Source organism: Rhizobium sp. 10N414 (assembly GCF_056394785.1).
On record NZ_JBFTIN010000009.1, the window covers coordinates 14,743 to 31,337 of the forward strand.

Below are 16,595 nucleotides of genomic sequence, written 5' to 3' on the forward strand. Positions count from 1 at the left end.
GAGACGGAATCGAAATGGCGCAACCTCCTGCACTCCCCCTCCCGAAAGCCGGACTTAGCGTACGTGATATCGGTTTTGCCATGGGCATCATCGTCATTATCTGCGTGCTCTTCCTGCCGATCCCGCCGTTCTTGATCGATATGGGACTGGCCTTCTCGATCGCCTTCTCGGTGCTGATCCTGATGGTGGCGCTGTGGATCCAGAAGCCGCTCGATTTCTCGTCCTTCCCGACCATTCTTCTGATCGCGACCATGACGCGATTGGCGCTGAACATCGCGACGACGCGCGTCATCCTATCGCATGGCAACGAGGGTCATGATGCCGCCGGCGGTGTCATCGCGGGCTTTGCCAGCCTTGTCATGTCCGGCGACTTCGTGATCGGTCTGATCGTCTTTTTGATCCTGATCACCATCAACTTCATCGTTATCACCAAGGGTGCTACGCGTATCGCGGAAGTCGGCGCGCGCTTCACCCTCGATGCGATCCCCGGCAAGCAGATGTCGATCGACGCCGACCTTTCGGCCGGCATCATCGACGAGAAGGAAGCACAGCGCCGCCGCAAGGAGCTGGAAGAGGAAAGCTCCTTCTTCGGCGCCATGGACGGTGCGTCCAAGTTCGTTCGCGGCGACGCGATTGCCGGGTTGCTGATCACTTGCATCAACGTCTTCGGCGGCATCATCATCGGTTACTTCCGCCATGGAATGCCGATCTCCGAAGCCGCCGACGTCTTCGTCAAGCTCTCGGTTGGTGACGGTCTCGTTTCGCAGATGCCGGCCCTCATCGTTTCTCTCGCAGCCGGCCTTCTCGTGTCGCGCGGCGGCACCGTCGGTTCCACCGAACAGGCAGTCGTCAACCAGCTCAGCGGTTATCCGCGGGCGCTTTCTGTTTCGGCGGTTCTGATGGCGATCCTCGGCCTGATGCCGGGTCTGCCATTTGTGCCCTTCATGTTCCTGTCCGGTCTTCTGGCCTTTGGTGCCTGGTTCATTCCCCGCCAAGTCGAGGCGGAGAACAAGGCTCGTCGCGAGCTGGAAGAAAAGAAGGTCGTCCAGAACAAGGAACTCGAAAAGGATTCCGTCAAGTCGGTGCTGCGCACATCGGAAATCGAGCTCGCGCTCGGCAAGATGGTGTCGACACGCCTGCTCGGCGCTCACCAGGAGCTTGCCTTCCGCGTCGGCAAGATGCGCAAGAAGTTCGCAACGCAGTACGGTTTCGTTGTTCCGGAGATCAAGGTCACGGACGATATCGGCATTGCCGAGAAGTCCTATCAGATCCGAATTCACGGCACGACGGTCGCGTCCAACATGCTGCGCGTTGGCGAAGTTCTTGTTGTCACCGGCTCCGGCCGCAAGCCAAGCATTCCGGGCGACGAGATTCGCGAACCAGCCTTCGGCATGCCGGCGGTTTCCATACTCGAAGCATTCGCCGACGATCTGAAGCGCGAGGGTTTCCAGCCGATCGACAACGTTTCTGTCGTCCTGACGCATATGAGCGAAGTCATCCGCAACAATCTGCCGGCGCTCCTGTCGTACAAGGATGTGAAGGTCCTGATCGACAGGCTCGATCCGGAATACAAGAAGCTGGCGGACGAGATCTGCTCGTCGCACATGTCCTATTCCGGCCTGCAGGCCGTGCTGAAATTGCTCCTCGCCGAGCGTGTGTCGATCCGCAACCTGCACCTCATCCTGGAAGCCGTCGCCGAACTCGCGCCGCATGTCCGCAAGACCGAGCAGATTGTCGAGCATGTGCGTGTTCGCATGGCGCAGCAGCTTTGCGGCGATCTCGCGGACAACGGCGTGCTTCGCGTGCTGCGACTCGGCAGCAAGTGGGATCTCGCCTTCCATCAGGCGCTGAAGCGCGACAACAAGGGCGAGATCATCGAGTTCGACATCGACCCGCGCATGCTCGAAGAGTTCAGCGAGCAGGCGACGAAAGTTATCCGTGAATTCATGGATCGCGGCCTGCCGTTCGCCCTTGTCACCTCGCCGGAAACACGCTCCTATGTGCGCATGATCATCGAACGATTGTTCGCAACGCTCCCGGTCCTGTCGCATGTCGAGCTGGCCAAGGGCATCGAGATAAAGATTCTGGGCTCCATTTCATGATAACAGACCCGCAAGGGACCGTCCTGGCGCTGTTCCTGATCTTCTGCAGGATCGGCGGCTGTGTTCTGGTGATGCCCGGCTTTTCGTCTGCCCGTGTCGCACCGCACTTGCGGGTTTTCATTGCAGCTGCCTTATCCCTTGCAATCCTTCCAGTGCTCTGGGAAACGGTCTATCCGATCGTCCACACCTCGAACGCCACCTATATCGGCTACATTTTCAGCGAGTCGCTGGTTGGCGTCATGTACGGCATGCTTGCTCGGCTTTACACGCTCGGCCTGCAGTTCGCAGCCAGCGTGATTGCGATGATGGTCGGCTACACTCAACCGAGCGCGGGCGATATCTTCGAAGATTCCCCGGAAAGCAGCCTTTCAGGGTTCATCACCTTTGCCGGCATGATGATCCTGTTCATGATGGACTTTCATCACGTCGTCTTCAGGGCATTGGTCGATTCCTACACGTCGATGCCCTTCGGAGGCATCCTGCAGATGCGCAGCACGCTGATCTCGTTCACGGACACGCTGTCATCGACATTCATGATCATGCTGCGGCTCTCAAGTCCCTTCCTGATCTACGGCCTGATGTTCAACATCGCGATCGGCTTCATCAACAAGCTGGCGCCGCAGATTCCGGTGTATTTCATTTCGACGCCCTATCTGCTTCTCGGCGGCCTGTTCCTGTTCTATTTCTCAGTGGCGGCGCTGGTTAGCCAGTTCGGCCAATCCTTCGCCAGCGTGTTCATCGGCAGGTAGCGACATGGTGGACAAGACGCGCTCACAGAAACTGAAACGCCTCGTGGCGGTTCAACGTCATCTGGAGCAGATGGCTGAATTCGACCTTGCCGAAACGAGCCGTCAGCGGTCGGAAGTCAACGAGCAAATGGACAGCGTCATCCTGGCGCTCGGCTCCATGGACCCGGTCCATCATGCCTTCTCGCAAAGCTATGCGGATCGCTTCAACCGATTGGGGATCAAGGACAAGCAGCTGATCGGCATGCAGCAGATTCACGAAATGCGCGTTGTTCAGGAACGCGCCAAGGGCGATCGCCTGGAAGACGGCATGCGTGAGGCGCTCGAGGCCGAGCGCCGCGAAGCCGCCGACAACGCAGTCTATGATCTCATCGATCAAAAATTCGGTACGCCAGCCTCCAGCAAGCTTCAAAAATCATAATCGTCACAATCTTAATCAAGAGGATTGTGACTTGGCTATTTCACCTCCGAGTGATCTGGTCCTGGATGTTGTCAAAGCTGCCGACCCGCTCGAGGTGCAGGCAGCCCAGGAAAAACTGAAGGCAAACCAAGCGGCGTTTGCCGCCAACAGTCTCGCCGAAGCCGGCAACGGCTTTACCTCGGCCGTTGATATTCTCGATCGCGCCGCGGGCAAGACCGGTTTGAGCGACAGCAAAAACCGCAGCACCAAGACAGAAGAGGTGCCGGAAACCTACCGCAAGTTCGAGGCTATGGTCCTGCAGAACTTCATCAAGAACATGCTGCCGAACGACAGCGAAGAAGTGTACGGCAAGGGTGCCACCGGTGATATCTGGAAGGGCATGATGGCCGAACAGCTCGGCAACGAGATTTCGAAGGGCGACGGCATCGGCATTGCCAAGCAGCTCTATCACGATGCGCTGAAAAAGCAGGAAGGCAAGGTCGCCAACGCTTCCACCGATCAGGACGATCGCAACATGGCGATGAGCATGATCGACGACTTCCAGCGCAAGACCTTCGGTACACCAACTGCGGACAACAAGTCCGCCAATGACGCCTGAGAAAATCGAGGACAAAAATGGAAATAATCTCGAACGACTATCGTATCAAATCGGTTCTTGGACGCCTCGAAATGATCATCGACAACGAGAACACGCGTATCGGCAACGATCCGCAGTTCGATCTCAAGGTGTCGAACACGCACAAGAGCCGCTGCCTCTACGAGCTGTCGATGCTCTTCCGCGACACAGACCCGAAGGAACTGGCTGCCACGCATCTTGATCAGCTGCATGGGCTCAAGAAGAAGCTGGTGCTGAACGCACGGCGCGTCGAAGCGCATCTGGAAGCGGTCCGCACCGTTGCCGATCTCCTGAAGAATGCAGTCCAGGATGCGGACGCCGACGGCACCTATTCCCAAGAGCAATTCGTAGCACGTGACGCTTGATGATTAAGCTCGTTCTGACAGGCGTCTGGGTTTGCGCGATCACGCTGGCATCGGTCTATTTCTCGGTGCACATGGCAACGGCACCTGCGCCGGCCCCCGATGATTCCAAGCAAAGCCAGCTCGAGCTTGTAAAGGGCGAGACGATCACCGTGCCGATCATCGCCGACGGTACAATTACCGGCTACTTCCTCGGCAGGATCTCTTTCATGATGAACAAGGACGCGGTGAAGAACGTGTCCTTGCCTCTGACGGAAATGACGACCGACGAGCTCTTTACATTGCTCGTCGGCAACAAGATGATCGACATCTCCAACATGAAATCCTTCGATCCGAACGCCTTTCGGGAGATGATAAAGAAGGACGTCAACCAGCATCTGGGTGGAGAGTATATCGAGCAGGTCATGCTGGAACAGCTCGACTACCTCCCCAAGACGAGTGACTCCGGACAACACAAGAGGACGGGCAAGCCCGTCAACGTCGTCGCTCCGGAACCGGTAGCGGATTAAAGCTGCCAGAGAGTGACTCGGTCCTTGCTTTAAGCGGCGCCCTTGGGGCGCCGTTTCTGCGTTTTTGTGCCGACTGTAGACGGTTAATAATTCCTTCCACCAAGGGGCGAAATTCAAACGGTTTTCCTAAGAGATAGTTGAAATCGCGCTGTTACAAGACCGGCCCGATGGGCTGACTGTGCACTGACATTCTGTTTCTCGGAATTCTCTCATGCGCTCCCAGGCCAACGCCACCGGTCGATGCTGAATCGTCTGGTGCGGCTATGTGATCTGTTCGGGGATGCATGCGCATGAAACACTATCGTCAGGAAACCGGCATGAACCTGATCGCGAATTTCGCGGTCTTGTCGTCGCGCCGCGCGATTTTCGATCTGCCGGTCTGCGACCTAGGCTGGGATGACGCCCTGGTGCTTTTCAATGAACTCCTGTCGATACCGGTCGGGCAGACATCCGTTTCCTTCGTCACCGCGCGCAACATGCTCATGGCGCTGCGCGACAGCGACTATCGCGCCGTTCTTGCACAAAACCTGCTGCTTCCCAATGGTCCAGGTTTCAACATCGCGTCGAAGGTGGCGCATGGCTCGCCGTTCTCTGCCAGCTTGAGGGCCGCCGATTTCGTGCCGGCGCTGCTGACGTTCATGGAGACACCGCGCCGCATCGGCCTTATCGGCACGAACCCTCAAGAGGCTCGCCTGACTGCAGCGAAATTCCGTCGGCACGCGCCATGGCACGAGTTCACCGTCATTTCCGACACGCTCTCCCACACAGAAGGCAGGTCGCGGATCGTAGATCAGATCGACGGGCAAATGCTCGACATACTCATCGTCGGAGCGCGCACTCCATTTCAGGAAAAATGGATCCAAGAGAACATCCGGGCGGATCACGCTCGCCTAGTGCTTGCTGTCGGCGACCTGTTCGATGTCGTGGCCGGTATGATCCGCCCCGTGCCGAAGATTGTACGGACGGTGGGACTTGAACGCGCCTATCGCTGGACGCAATGGCCGGCGCGCCCTGGCCTTCGTTCCGGCCTGGGCTTTGCTGCCTTCCTGTACTACGCCCTCCGGTACGACGGAACGCCGCATGCGGATACGGAACTGACCGACGCAAGGTCGGCCAGTTAACCTTTTCTTTGCCATGAACTTTTAGTGTTGGTTAACCCGTCCGCTTTCGCGGATGGCTTCGACCGTTCATACGCATGAGATCTGGCGATGTACGACAACAACCCGAGAAGCCAAGCCTTCCGCCGACCTGTGGCGGTCGAGGGCGAGCGTGTGGCGATGCCATCCAAAACTGCGGCCGCGATGCCGGCTGCGGAGGCAGAATTGCTCGGGGTGATCGAGCGTGCGCTCGAGCGGCAGCGGTCCAGACGTGATGCCGAGGCGCCGCCGCCGCTTGTCAGCCGCATCGAAACGATCCTGGGCAAGCGGCTCGAGGCTGCGAACGATGCAGCGGCTGCCGCGATCGATCCGTCGTCTGTTGTGCCTTCGGAAGTTACGTGCGCCACACAAGCGACAGCGACCCCGAACGTCGCCACGCTGCCTACCGAACACAGTGCACCGAAATCGCAGCGTCTGAAGCCACTTGCGATAGTTGCTCTCATCTCCGCATTGGGCGCGGCGAGCGGTGCCCTGATCCCGGCCGAAACGGCGCGCTATAGCGCTGACGCTGTGCTCGCTGTCCAAGGTGACGGCGAAGGCCGTGCGGCCGTCGCTAAAGCGGCCGAGAAGACGCTTCGGTCTTCCCACGTGATCGCGGCAACGGTCGCTGCGTTGAAACTCGATCGCGATCCGGAATTTTTCGGCCTCTCCTCGGATGCGTTTGCGGTGGCTGTCGACCTGCTTTCGACCGATGGCGCTGCCGCCGATCCGCTTTCGCACGCAGAAGCATCGCTCGTTTCCGCGATCCGCACCACGAGCGACCCTCACGCCGGCACCATCGATTTCAAGGTGACGACCGGCAGCGCCGAGAAATCCGCGCGCATTGCGAACTACCTGGCGTCTGTCGTGACAGGCTCAGGAACCACAAAGGCCGCGGCCGAAGACGGGTCGCTGAAGAAGGCGGCCGACGCGGCGCAACTCGATCTTACGGCCTTCACGCAGAAAAGTGGCGAAGGCAACGTGAAGGTTGCCATCGATCTGCAGCGGCAGATCGGGAGCATGGACGCGGAACTGAAGGCAGGGGACGAGCGAATTGCTGCTACCCAGGAAAGGGCCCGTCGTCTGAAGGCGGCGAAGGTTGGCGATGTCATTGCCGGTACGCTGGATGCGGACCTCATGTCGCCGACGCTCGTCGATCGCCGCGACAAGTATGTGGCGGCACAACTGTCTCATTCACAGCTGTCGGCCAATCTCGGTCCCCGCCATCCCCGCTTGCAAGCTCAGCAGGCAGAGGTCGACGGCTTGAAAGCAGCGATCGGTGACGACATCGCCCGGCTGCTCCGCGAAACGACCGACGAGATGAAGCAGGCGACCGTCGAGAAGCGGCAGCTAAGCGACAGTCGCAATGCACTGATTGCGCAAAGCAAGGATACGGGTGTCGACCTGGCGAAACTCGCCGAGCTTCGCGACAAGGCGAGTGCGGCACGCCAGCGCCTTGAGGATGCGATCACGACCGGAGCGGTGACGCCTGGTGCCGGCAGCCTGCGACTGCAGAAGGCGGTGCAGGTCGCCGCAGTGCCGGCGGAGGAGGGCTGGCTCCCCACGTTGCTCGGCGCCTTTGCTGGCCTCGCATTTGGTCTTGCGACAGTGTCTTTCAAAGCGCGCGCCAGGTTCACGGCGTCCGCAAGGAAGGAACCGTCGCTGCCCACTCCCGCCCCGAAGCCGGTTGTCGTCGCGCCATCGGCAGCTGAGCCTGCTGCGATGCCGCAGGAAGTGGACATTATACGCGCGGAGCTCGCCGCCATGCGCGACAGGTTGCGTACCCGGCAGGCGGCATCCTGAACCAGCTGCGACACGATTGTTCTTGCATTTGCCATTTTAGGCAGGATAGGGCGTGGACAGGCAAATCGCGCTGGGCGCCACCGGCTACAATGAGCGAAAGCAAGGGCAGGAGATAGTCTTGACGACAGTGATTGATGGCAAACAGGTCGCAGCTTCCGTAATCGAAACGGTGAAGGCGGCGACATCGGCGCTGGACAAGCAGAGCGGTGTCAAGACGGGTCTTGCGGTCGTGATCGTTGGCAATGATCCGGCCAGCCACGCCTACGTCAACTCCAAGAGCAAGATGGCGAAGGAATGCGGCTTCAAATCCGTCCAGCACACTTTGCCTGTCGAGACCACGCAGGATGAGTTGGCGGCACTCGTCGCGTCGCTGAACAACGACCCCTCGATCCACGGCATCCTTGTGCAACTGCCGCTGCCGAAGCACCTGAAATCCGAACCGATCATCCAATCGATCCTGCCTGAAAAGGATGTCGACGGTCTGCACGTCGTCAATGCCGGCAAGCTTGCAACCGGCGATCTTGTAACGGGCCTGGTATCCTGCACGCCAGCCGGCGCGATGGTCTTCGTGCGCCGCACGCACGGCGAAGATCTCTCCGGCCTGAATGCCGTCGTCATCGGCCGCTCGAACCTGTTCGGCAAGCCGATGGCGCAGTTGCTGCTGAACGCCAACGCGACGGTCACCATCGCTCACTCGCGCACCAAGGATCTGCCCGTTGTCTGCCGCAATGCGGATATTCTGGTTGCCGCCGTTGGCCGGCCGGAAATGGTCAAGAGTGATTGGGTGAAGCCCGGCGCCACGGTCATCGACGTCGGCATCAATCGCATTCCGGCTCCCGAGAAAGGTGAAGGCAAGACTCGTCTGGTCGGGGATGTCGCCTTTGAAGAGGCGGCAAGGGTCGCCGATGTCATTACGCCGGTTCCGGGTGGTGTGGGCCCGATGACCATTGCGATGCTGATGGCCAACACCGTCATTGCCGCCCATCGCACCGCCGGTCAGACACCGCCGACATTCTGATCCTGCCGTGGAGCAGGGCCTGTTGAGGCCCTGACGATCAGCTCGGTCTTCCAGAGCTCCTGCTCCGGGAAGGGCCCTTCCTGCTTGATCGTTCCGATGAGCCGTTGGGCGATGCGCACGCCTGCCGCCCGAAGCGAGGATCGTGTCGTCGTCAGCGGCACCGAGAAGTTCTCGGGCTTCAGATGTGGCAGGACGTCGTCATGCGCGATCAGCGAGATTTCCTCCCCGAGCTTCAGGCCGGCCTGGTTTACGGCGCGGATCGCGCCAAGCGCCAACACCGTACTGGAGCAGAGGATAGCCGTCGGCCGCTCCGGTATCTGCAGAAAGCGCTCCATTGCGGTCTGGCCAAGCTCGTCCGTCATTGATGTGTGGCTCATGTGATCGTCCGGAAGCGACAATCCCCGCTCGGAAAGTGCGGCAATCATTCCGTTCTTGCGACGGATCGCAAAGTCGAGATGCTCCGGCCCGTTGAGCAGGGCAAAGCGCGTATGGCCGAGCTGAAGCAGCAGGCGCGCGGCATCGTAGAAAGCGCCTTCATTGTCGATGTCGAGGTAGGGATAGTCCGGCTCGGAGCCGAAGGAGCGGCCATGCACGAGGAAGGGCATCGAAAGCGACTTCAGCATCGGTAGTCGCGGATCATGGCCGCGCATATAGGCGACGAACAGCGCATCGACATTGCCGCTGATCGCAAGCCGCCTCAGCGCGCCCACTTCGTCGTTGGGATCGGCCGGCATGATCACGAAATGAAAGTCGTGGCGCACGGCCTCCTCGCCGAGGCCCGTCAGGAATTCGCCGAAATGGACGTCCGAATAGTGGTCGGGAGCGGTTGGCATTACGAGGCCGATGGAACCGGCCTTGCCGGTCGCAAGCCGCTGGGCCGCCTTGTTCGGACGGTATCCGGTTTCCTTGACGGCCTGCAGCACGCGCTCGCGCGTCGCCTCATTGACTTCGGGGTAGCCGTTCAATGCGCGGCTTACCGTCGTCTGCGACAGTCCAAGCAATTCCGATAGCTGTTTGAGATTCACGTGTTATGCTTCCTCCGCTCGCACTGGCCGCCAGCTCCCAATGGCATCCAAAGCGCTTTCAATTATGTAGCAGCTGTACCGCTTGACTCAAGCAAAATCGCGCCATATTCCCAAGGGTGTGGCGTGGGTACTTCGGGGATAACAGGGCCGCGTCTGCTGCCCTTTTCGCGAAATAGCTTGACTCTTTTCCATCGAAAGTGAAATGAGTGCATTTGTCAAAGCGCTTTGGAACGGCATCCAAATAGTTTCAAAAGTGCGGTTGGGATTGTGATGGGAGGTTGATCACATGAGAAAGACGTTTTTGATGGGCGTTGCCGCGGCGGCGCTTCTTGCTGCGGGTGCCGCGTCGGCTGCCGATCTGAAGTTTGCCCCCGGGCAGGATTCGAAGTTCAACTGGAAGAGCTACGACGACTTCAAGGCTGCTCATGCCGACCTGAAGGGCGAGCAGATGACCATCTTCGGGCCATGGCGCGGTGAAGACGAAGCCTTCTTCCGCAGCATTCTGGCCTATTTCACCGAAGCGACCGGCGTGGACGCCAAGTACTCGTCTTCGGAAAACTATGAACAGCAGATCGTCATCGACACGCAGGCTGGCTCGCCGCCGAACATCGCGATCCTGCCGCAGCCGGGCCTTCTCGCCGACCTCGCCGGCAAGGGCTTCCTGACGCCACTCGGCGATGAGACCTCTGCTTGGGTCAAGGAAAACTATGGCGCCGGCGACAGCTGGGTTGGCTATGGCACCTACAAGGGCAAGGACGGCAAGGAAGCCTTCTACGCCTTCCCATACAAGGCCGACGTGAAGTCGCTTGTCTGGTATGTGCCGGAGAATTTCAAGGAAGCAGGCTACAAGGTCCCGACGACCATGGAAGAGCTCCATGCCCTGACGGACCAGATCGTCAAGGACGGCGGCGTGCCGTGGTGCATCGGCCTCGGCTCCGGTGGGGCGACCGGCTGGCCGGCAACGGACTGGATCGAAGACATCATGCTGCGCCAGCAGAAGCCTGATGTTTACGACAAGTGGACGACCAACGAAGTGAAGTTCACCGATCCGGCCGTCGTTGCCGCGGTCGAGGAATTCGGCTCCTTCGCCAAGAACGAGAAGTATGTCAGCGGTGGCGTTGCAGCGGTAGCTGCGACCGACTTCCGCGACAGCCCGAAGGGTCTCTTCGGCGTGCCGCCGAAGTGCTATCTGCATCACCAGGCTTCATTCATTCCGTCCTTCTTCCCAGAAGGCACGAAGCTCGGTCAGGATGCCGACTTCTTCTATATGCCGACCTATGCGGCGCATGCCGATCTCGGCAAGCCGGTTCTGGGCGCTGGTACGCTCGTAACCGTCACGAAGGACTCCAAGGCCGCCCGGGCGTTCGTTGAATTCCTGAAGACACCGATCGCACACGAAGTCTGGATGGCGCAGTCCAGCTTCCTGACGCCGTACAAGGGCGTCAACACGGCAGCCTATGCAAACGATCAGATGAAGCGGGAAGGCGAGATCCTGACGACTGCGACGACTTTCCGCTTCGATGGTTCCGACCTGATGCCGGGCAAGATCGGCGCGGGCGCATTCTGGACAGGCATGGTCGATTTCGTTGGTGGCAAGTCTGCGGAAGACACCGCCAAGGAAATTCAGGGTGCCTGGGACGCGATCAAGTAACATCGCCTGAGTTCCATGCCGTCGGTTGCGGCGGCATGGTTGAAATACATGGCCGGATACTGGGAGTGTCCGGCCACTGTCGCCTGTCGCGTCGAGCGATGGCGGCGTGACGACATCGGCGCGCATACCCGTCAGGACAGACAGGGTAGCAGGGGAGGGACGAATGCTGTCGCAGATAGTTTCCGCTTTGGGGGTCGTGGTCGTGGCGGTCTTCGCCTGCTCGGCCTATTTCTATTTTTCCAACAAGATCCTGGATTGGTCCCTGCCGGTGAAGGATGGTGACATCCATTCCGCGGCGCGCAACCTGAATCGCCGGGCGATGATCCGCCCGTGGCTGTTCATCGGGCCGGCCCTTCTCCTCCTTGTCGTCTACCTCGTTTATCCCGTGGTCGCGACGCTCATCCTGTCCTTCTATGATCGCTCCGGTGAGCAGTTTGTCGGCTTTGCGAACTATCAGTGGGCTTTCACCGACCGCGAATTCCGCCAGTCGATCTTCAACAACATCCTGTGGCTGGCGGTCGTGCCGGCGGCCTGCACCTTCTTCGGCCTCGTCATCGCCGTGATGACCGACCGCATCTGGTGGGGCAATATTGCCAAGAGCATCGTCTTCATGCCGATGGCGATCTCTTTCGTCGGCGCATCGGTTATCTGGAAGTTCATCTACGAATACCGCGGCGGCAACGATGTGCAGATCGGCCTCCTCAACGCGATCGTCCAGCTGTTCGGCGGGACGCCTCAGGTATGGATCTCGGTTCCCTTCTGGAACAACTTTTTCCTGATGATCATCCTCATCTGGATTCAGACCGGTTTTGCGATGGTAATCCTGTCCGCGGCGCTCCGCGGCATCCCTGAGGAAACCATTGAAGCCGCCGTCATCGATGGCGCAAACGGCTGGCAGATCTTCTGGCGCATCATGGTGCCGCAGGTCTGGGGTACGATCGCCGTTGTGTGGACCACGATTACCATTCTCGTGCTCAAGGTCTTCGACATCGTGCTGACCATGACCAACGGTCAATGGAATACGATGGTGCTCGCCAACCTGATGTTCAACTGGCTGTTCCGAGGCGGTGGTGACTCCGGCCGAAGTGCTGTTATCGCGCTGATCATCATGCTGGCCGTGACGCCGATCATGGTCTGGAACGTCCGTCGCGCCAATCGCGAGCTGGGAGGCCACTGAGATGACGCTTACCCGAGATTTCTTCAAGATCGGCCCCGCCCGTCTCTTTGTCCACTTTGCGGTCCTCGTGATCGTCGTTCTGTGGCTGATCCCGACGCTCGGTATCTTTGTCAGCGCGTTGCGCGACAAGGACCAGCTCGTCGTCTCCGGCTGGTGGACGGCCTTTGCGGGCTCGTCACGCACCGTTGCCGTGCGCCTTGGACAGCCCGACCAGCAGAAGCAGGAAGGCGCCATTTACGTCATTTCGGGCAATGTGCTGGAAGGACAGCAGGGGCGCTCCATCCGCGCTTTCGGCACGCGCGTCCAGCAGCCGTCCGCCTACAAGGCGGGCGAGACGGCTGATCTCGGCGACGGCGTGTCGCTCACCGTCGCAGCCGACGGCAACTATCGCTATATGAAGTATGCCGCCTTCGGACCGGATGACGGCGGCCGCCGTGTCTACATTTCCGTCGCCACGCCGCCGGAATTCACGCTGCAGAACTACAAGAACGTTCTGACCAGCGAGGGTATCGGGCAGTCCTTCATCAACTCGCTGACTGTCACCATCCCGGCGACGATCATCCCGATCCTGATCGCCGCCTTCGCGGCCTACGCGCTGAGCTGGATGGAGTTTCCGGGGCGCGCGTTGCTGATCGCGCTTGTTGTCGGCCTTATCGTCGTGCCGCTGCAGATGTCGCTCATTCCGCTTCTGCGACTTTACAACGGAATCGGCGCACTGCTCGACGCTCCGTCGAAGACCTATCCCGGCATCTGGTTCGCGCACACTGCCTTCGGCATGCCGCTCGCAATCTATCTGCTGCGCGCCTACATCGCCGGTCTCCCGAGGGAAATTATTGAATCCGCCCGCGTCGACGGCGCCAGCGATTTTGAAATCTTTACCCGTATCGTACTACCCTTGTCCTTCCCCGCGCTCGCATCCTTTGCGATCTTCCAGTTCCTGTGGGTGTGGAACGACCTGCTTGTCGCCATGGTCTTCCTCGGCACCGACAGGGACCACCTCGTGCTGACAGGCGCGCTGAACGCGCTGCTCGGGTCACGGGGTGGCAACTGGGAAATCCTGACGGCCTCGGCCTTCGTCACCATTGTCGTACCCCTGCTCGTGTTCTTCGGCTTGCAGCGCTATCTGGTGCGTGGTCTGCTCGCGGGCTCGGTCAAGGGCGGTTAGCAACCCAAGACGATCGAACAGGAAACATGAGCATGGCATCCCAATCCATTTTGACGGCCGACAAGGACTGGTGGCGCGGCGCGGTGATCTATCAGATCTATCCGCGCTCCTACCAGGACTCCAATGGCGACGGCATCGGCGATTTGAAGGGGATCACCGCCCGGCTGCCACATGTCGCCGCCCTCGGCGCCGACGCGATCTGGATCTCGCCTTTCTTCACTTCGCCAATGCGCGATTTCGGCTACGATGTCTCCGACTACGAGAACGTCGATGCCATTTTCGGCACGCTGGTGGATTTCGACACGCTGATTTCAGAGGCCCATCGCCTCGGCATTCGCGTGATGATCGACCTCGTCATCTCGCACAGCTCGGACCAGCATCCCTGGTTCGTCGAGAGCCGATCCAGCAAGACCAACGCGAAGGCCGACTGGTATGTCTGGGCTGATGCCAAGCCTGATGGCACGCCGCCGAACAACTGGCTGTCGATTTTCGGCGGTTCCGCATGGGCGTGGGATCCGACGCGCATGCAGTACTACATGCACAACTTCCTGACCTCGCAGCCGGACATGAACCTGCACAATCCCGAGGTTCAGGACCGGTTGCTTGATGTCGTCCGCTTCTGGCTGAAGCGCGGCGTCGATGGCTTCCGCCTCGATACGATCAACTTCTACTTCCACGACAGGGAGCTGCGCAACAATCCGGCGCTCGCCCCCGAGCGCCGCAACGCCTCAACCGCTCCGGCGGTCAATCCCTATAACTTCCAGGAGCACCTTTACGACAAGAACCGGCCGGAGAACCTGGAGTTCCTGAAGCGGTTCCGCGCCGTGCTCGAGGAGTTTCCGGCGATTGCTGCCGTCGGCGAGGTGGGCGACAGTCAACGCGGTCTTGAGATCGTCGGCGAATACACGTCAGGCAATGACAAGATGCATATGTGCTATGCCTTCGAGTTCCTGGCGCCCGACCCCTTGTCGCCTGAACGCGTCGAGGAGGTGATGGAAGACTTCGCGGCCGCGGCACCCGATGGCTGGGCCTGCTGGGCGTTTTCCAACCACGATGTCATGCGCCATGTCAGCCGCTGGGGCTCGCTGGTCGCCGATCACGATGCATTCGCCAAGCAGTATGCGTCGCTCCTGATGACGATGCGCGGTTCCGTCTGCCTCTACCAGGGCGAGGAACTCGGCCTGACCGAGGCCGATCTCGCCTATCAGGACCTGCAGGATCCCTACGGCATCCAGTTCTGGCCGGAATTCAAGGGCCGTGATGGTTGCCGCACGCCGATGGTTTGGGATAGCCAGGTCGCCCAGGGCGGCTTCTCGACCGTCAAGCCGTGGCTGCCGGTTCCTGTCGAACACATCCTGCGCGCCGTCAGCGTCCAGCAGGGCGACGAGAACTCGGTCCTCGAGCACTATCGCCGCTTCCTCGCCTTCCGCAAGCTGCATCCGGCCTTTGCCAAGGGCGAGATCGAGTTCATGGAACCACAGGAGGACGTGCTGATTTTCGTGCGCGAGTACGGCAACGAAAAGCTGCTTTGCGTCTTCAACATGAGCGCTACCGAAAGTGCCGTCGTTTTGCCTGCCGGTGACTGGCAGGCGTTGACGGGCCACGGCTTCGTCAGCAATAACTACGGTGAGAAGATCGATATTCCGGCATGGGGAGCGTACTTCGCTCGTCTCGCCTGACGACTTGAGGAGGAGGATTTAATGACTGGACTGACGCTCAAGGATATTCGCAAATCCTACGGTTCCGTGGACGTTCTCCACGGCATCGATCTGGAGATCAAGGAGGGCGAGTTCGTTGTGTTCGTCGGCCCTTCGGGCTGCGGAAAATCCACCCTGCTGCGCATGATTGCCGGCCTGGAGAACATTACCGGTGGCGACATGTATATCGATGGCCAGCTGGTCAACGATGTGCCGCCGTCGAAGCGCGGCATCGCCATGGTGTTCCAGTCCTATGCGCTCTATCCGCACATGACTGTCTACGACAACATGGCGTTCGGCATGAAGATCGCCGGCGAAAACAAGCAGGAGATCGATCGCCGTGTTCGTGCGGCGGCCGACAGTCTTCAACTCGGCAAATATCTCGATCGCCTGCCGAAAGCGCTCTCCGGTGGTCAGCGCCAGCGTGTTGCCATCGGCCGCGCCATTTGCCGCAATCCGAAGGTCTTCCTCTTCGACGAGCCGCTGTCGAACCTCGACGCAGCTCTCCGTGTCGCGACCCGCATCGAGATCGCCCGCCTGAGCGAGCAGATGGCCGGCACGACAATGATCTACGTCACGCACGACCAGGTCGAGGCGATGACACTTGCCGACCGCATCGTCGTTCTTTCCGCCGGCAACATCGAGCAGGTGGGCGCACCGCTGGAGCTCTACGAGCGCCCGGCCAATCTCTTCGTCGCCAAGTTCATCGGCTCTCCGGCCATGAACGTCATTCCGTCGACGATTACCGAGGCTGGCAACTCAACGACGGTGACGCTGACCGGCGGCAAGTCCGTAACGCTGGACATTCCGACGGCCGGTTCCGAGAAGGGCAAGACCGCGAGCTTCGGCGTTCGCCCCGAGGATCTACGCATCGCCGGTGCCGGCGACGACTACCTCTTCGAGGGCGAAGTCTCGATCGTCGAAGCGCTCGGCGAAGTGACACTGCTCTACATCGAGGGTCTCGTTCCGGGCGAGCCGATCATCGTCAAGCTGCCTGGCATTTACGATATCAAGAAGGGGCAGAAGATGCACTTCTCGGCCGACCGCTCCAAGCTGCATCTTTTCGATGCGGAAGGGCGCACATATCGTAAATAAAGTTGCCTCGTTGCGAACGAGAAAAATCAGGCCCGGGGACCGCGATGTGTTGCCCGGGCTTTGTTATGTATT

The 16,595-nt window shown here is 59.9% G+C and carries 15 protein-coding genes; 14 read left to right on the plus strand and 1 reads right to left on the minus strand.

Features of this window, described 5'->3' with window-relative positions; all coding sequences use genetic code 11:
* Positions 1-14: 14 nt before the first annotated feature.
* From flhA to folD, 9 genes are all read left to right on the plus strand, one after another.
* Positions 15-2,102 (plus strand): flagellar biosynthesis protein FlhA, encoded by a 2,088-nt coding sequence (gene flhA / locus AC1DE4_RS10865; RefSeq protein ID WP_025659521.1) that lies wholly within the window; start codon positions 15-17, stop codon positions 2,100-2,102.
* Positions 2,099-2,851: a flagellar biosynthetic protein FliR gene (gene fliR, locus AC1DE4_RS10870; protein WP_018856810.1), complete on the plus strand. Its 753-nt coding sequence runs from the start codon at positions 2,099-2,101 to the stop codon at positions 2,849-2,851. Before flhA ends, fliR begins: the two co-directional genes overlap by 4 nt.
* Before the next feature lie 4 nt (positions 2,852-2,855).
* The gene (locus AC1DE4_RS10875; protein WP_018856811.1) at positions 2,856-3,269 is read left to right on the plus strand and encodes a hypothetical protein; all 414 of its coding nucleotides are present in this window, start codon (positions 2,856-2,858) and stop codon (positions 3,267-3,269) included.
* Between the two features lie 31 nt (positions 3,270-3,300).
* On the plus strand, positions 3,301-3,867 hold the full coding sequence (locus AC1DE4_RS10880; RefSeq protein WP_025659520.1) for a rod-binding protein: 567 nt from the start codon (positions 3,301-3,303) through the stop codon (positions 3,865-3,867).
* 17 nt (positions 3,868-3,884) lie between these two features.
* Positions 3,885-4,250: a hypothetical protein gene (locus AC1DE4_RS10885; protein WP_018856813.1), complete on the plus strand. Its 366-nt coding sequence runs from the start codon at positions 3,885-3,887 to the stop codon at positions 4,248-4,250.
* Entirely contained in the window at positions 4,250-4,756 is a 507-nt protein-coding gene (locus AC1DE4_RS10890; RefSeq protein WP_025659519.1) for a membrane protein, read from the plus strand. Before AC1DE4_RS10885 ends, AC1DE4_RS10890 begins: the two co-directional genes overlap by 1 nt.
* A 317-nt stretch (positions 4,757-5,073) precedes the next feature.
* Positions 5,074-5,877, plus strand: coding sequence for a WecB/TagA/CpsF family glycosyltransferase (locus AC1DE4_RS10895; RefSeq protein WP_025659518.1), 804 nt, complete (start codon positions 5,074-5,076; stop codon positions 5,875-5,877).
* 87 nt (positions 5,878-5,964) lie between these two features.
* A complete protein-coding gene (locus AC1DE4_RS10900) occupies positions 5,965-7,695 on the plus strand; it encodes a GumC domain-containing protein (protein WP_477881335.1) in 1,731 nt (576 codons plus the stop codon).
* Between the two features lie 118 nt (positions 7,696-7,813).
* Entirely contained in the window at positions 7,814-8,713 is a 900-nt protein-coding gene (gene folD / locus AC1DE4_RS10905; protein ID WP_025659516.1) for a bifunctional methylenetetrahydrofolate dehydrogenase/methenyltetrahydrofolate cyclohydrolase FolD, read from the plus strand.
* Here the strand turns inward: folD and AC1DE4_RS10910 are convergent.
* Positions 8,692-9,738 carry a LacI family DNA-binding transcriptional regulator gene (locus AC1DE4_RS10910; protein ID WP_025659515.1) on the minus strand — a complete coding sequence of 349 codons (1,047 nt, stop codon included), beginning with the start codon at positions 9,736-9,738 and terminating at the stop codon, positions 8,692-8,694. The genes folD and AC1DE4_RS10910 overlap by 22 nt on opposite strands.
* A gap of 286 nt (positions 9,739-10,024) precedes the next feature.
* Between AC1DE4_RS10910 and AC1DE4_RS10915 the strand changes: the two genes are divergently transcribed.
* From AC1DE4_RS10915 to AC1DE4_RS10935, 5 genes are all read left to right on the plus strand, one after another.
* On the plus strand, positions 10,025-11,389 hold the full coding sequence (locus AC1DE4_RS10915) for an ABC transporter substrate-binding protein (RefSeq protein ID WP_025659514.1): 1,365 nt from the start codon (positions 10,025-10,027) through the stop codon (positions 11,387-11,389).
* Positions 11,390-11,552: 163 nt separating this feature from the next.
* Positions 11,553-12,566, plus strand: a complete 1,014-nt coding sequence (locus AC1DE4_RS10920) for a carbohydrate ABC transporter permease (protein WP_018856820.1) — start codon at positions 11,553-11,555, stop codon at positions 12,564-12,566.
* A 1-nt stretch (position 12,567) separates the two neighbouring features.
* The gene (locus AC1DE4_RS10925; protein WP_018856821.1) at positions 12,568-13,731 is read left to right on the plus strand and encodes a carbohydrate ABC transporter permease; all 1,164 of its coding nucleotides are present in this window, start codon (positions 12,568-12,570) and stop codon (positions 13,729-13,731) included.
* 26 nt (positions 13,732-13,757) lie between these two features.
* The gene (bglA, locus tag AC1DE4_RS10930) at positions 13,758-15,410 is read left to right on the plus strand and encodes a beta-galactosidase BglA (protein ID WP_025659513.1); all 1,653 of its coding nucleotides are present in this window, start codon (positions 13,758-13,760) and stop codon (positions 15,408-15,410) included.
* A gap of 21 nt (positions 15,411-15,431) precedes the next feature.
* Positions 15,432-16,523, plus strand: coding sequence for an ABC transporter ATP-binding protein (locus AC1DE4_RS10935; protein ID WP_018856823.1), 1,092 nt, complete (start codon positions 15,432-15,434; stop codon positions 16,521-16,523).
* Positions 16,524-16,595: the final 72 nt, after the last annotated feature.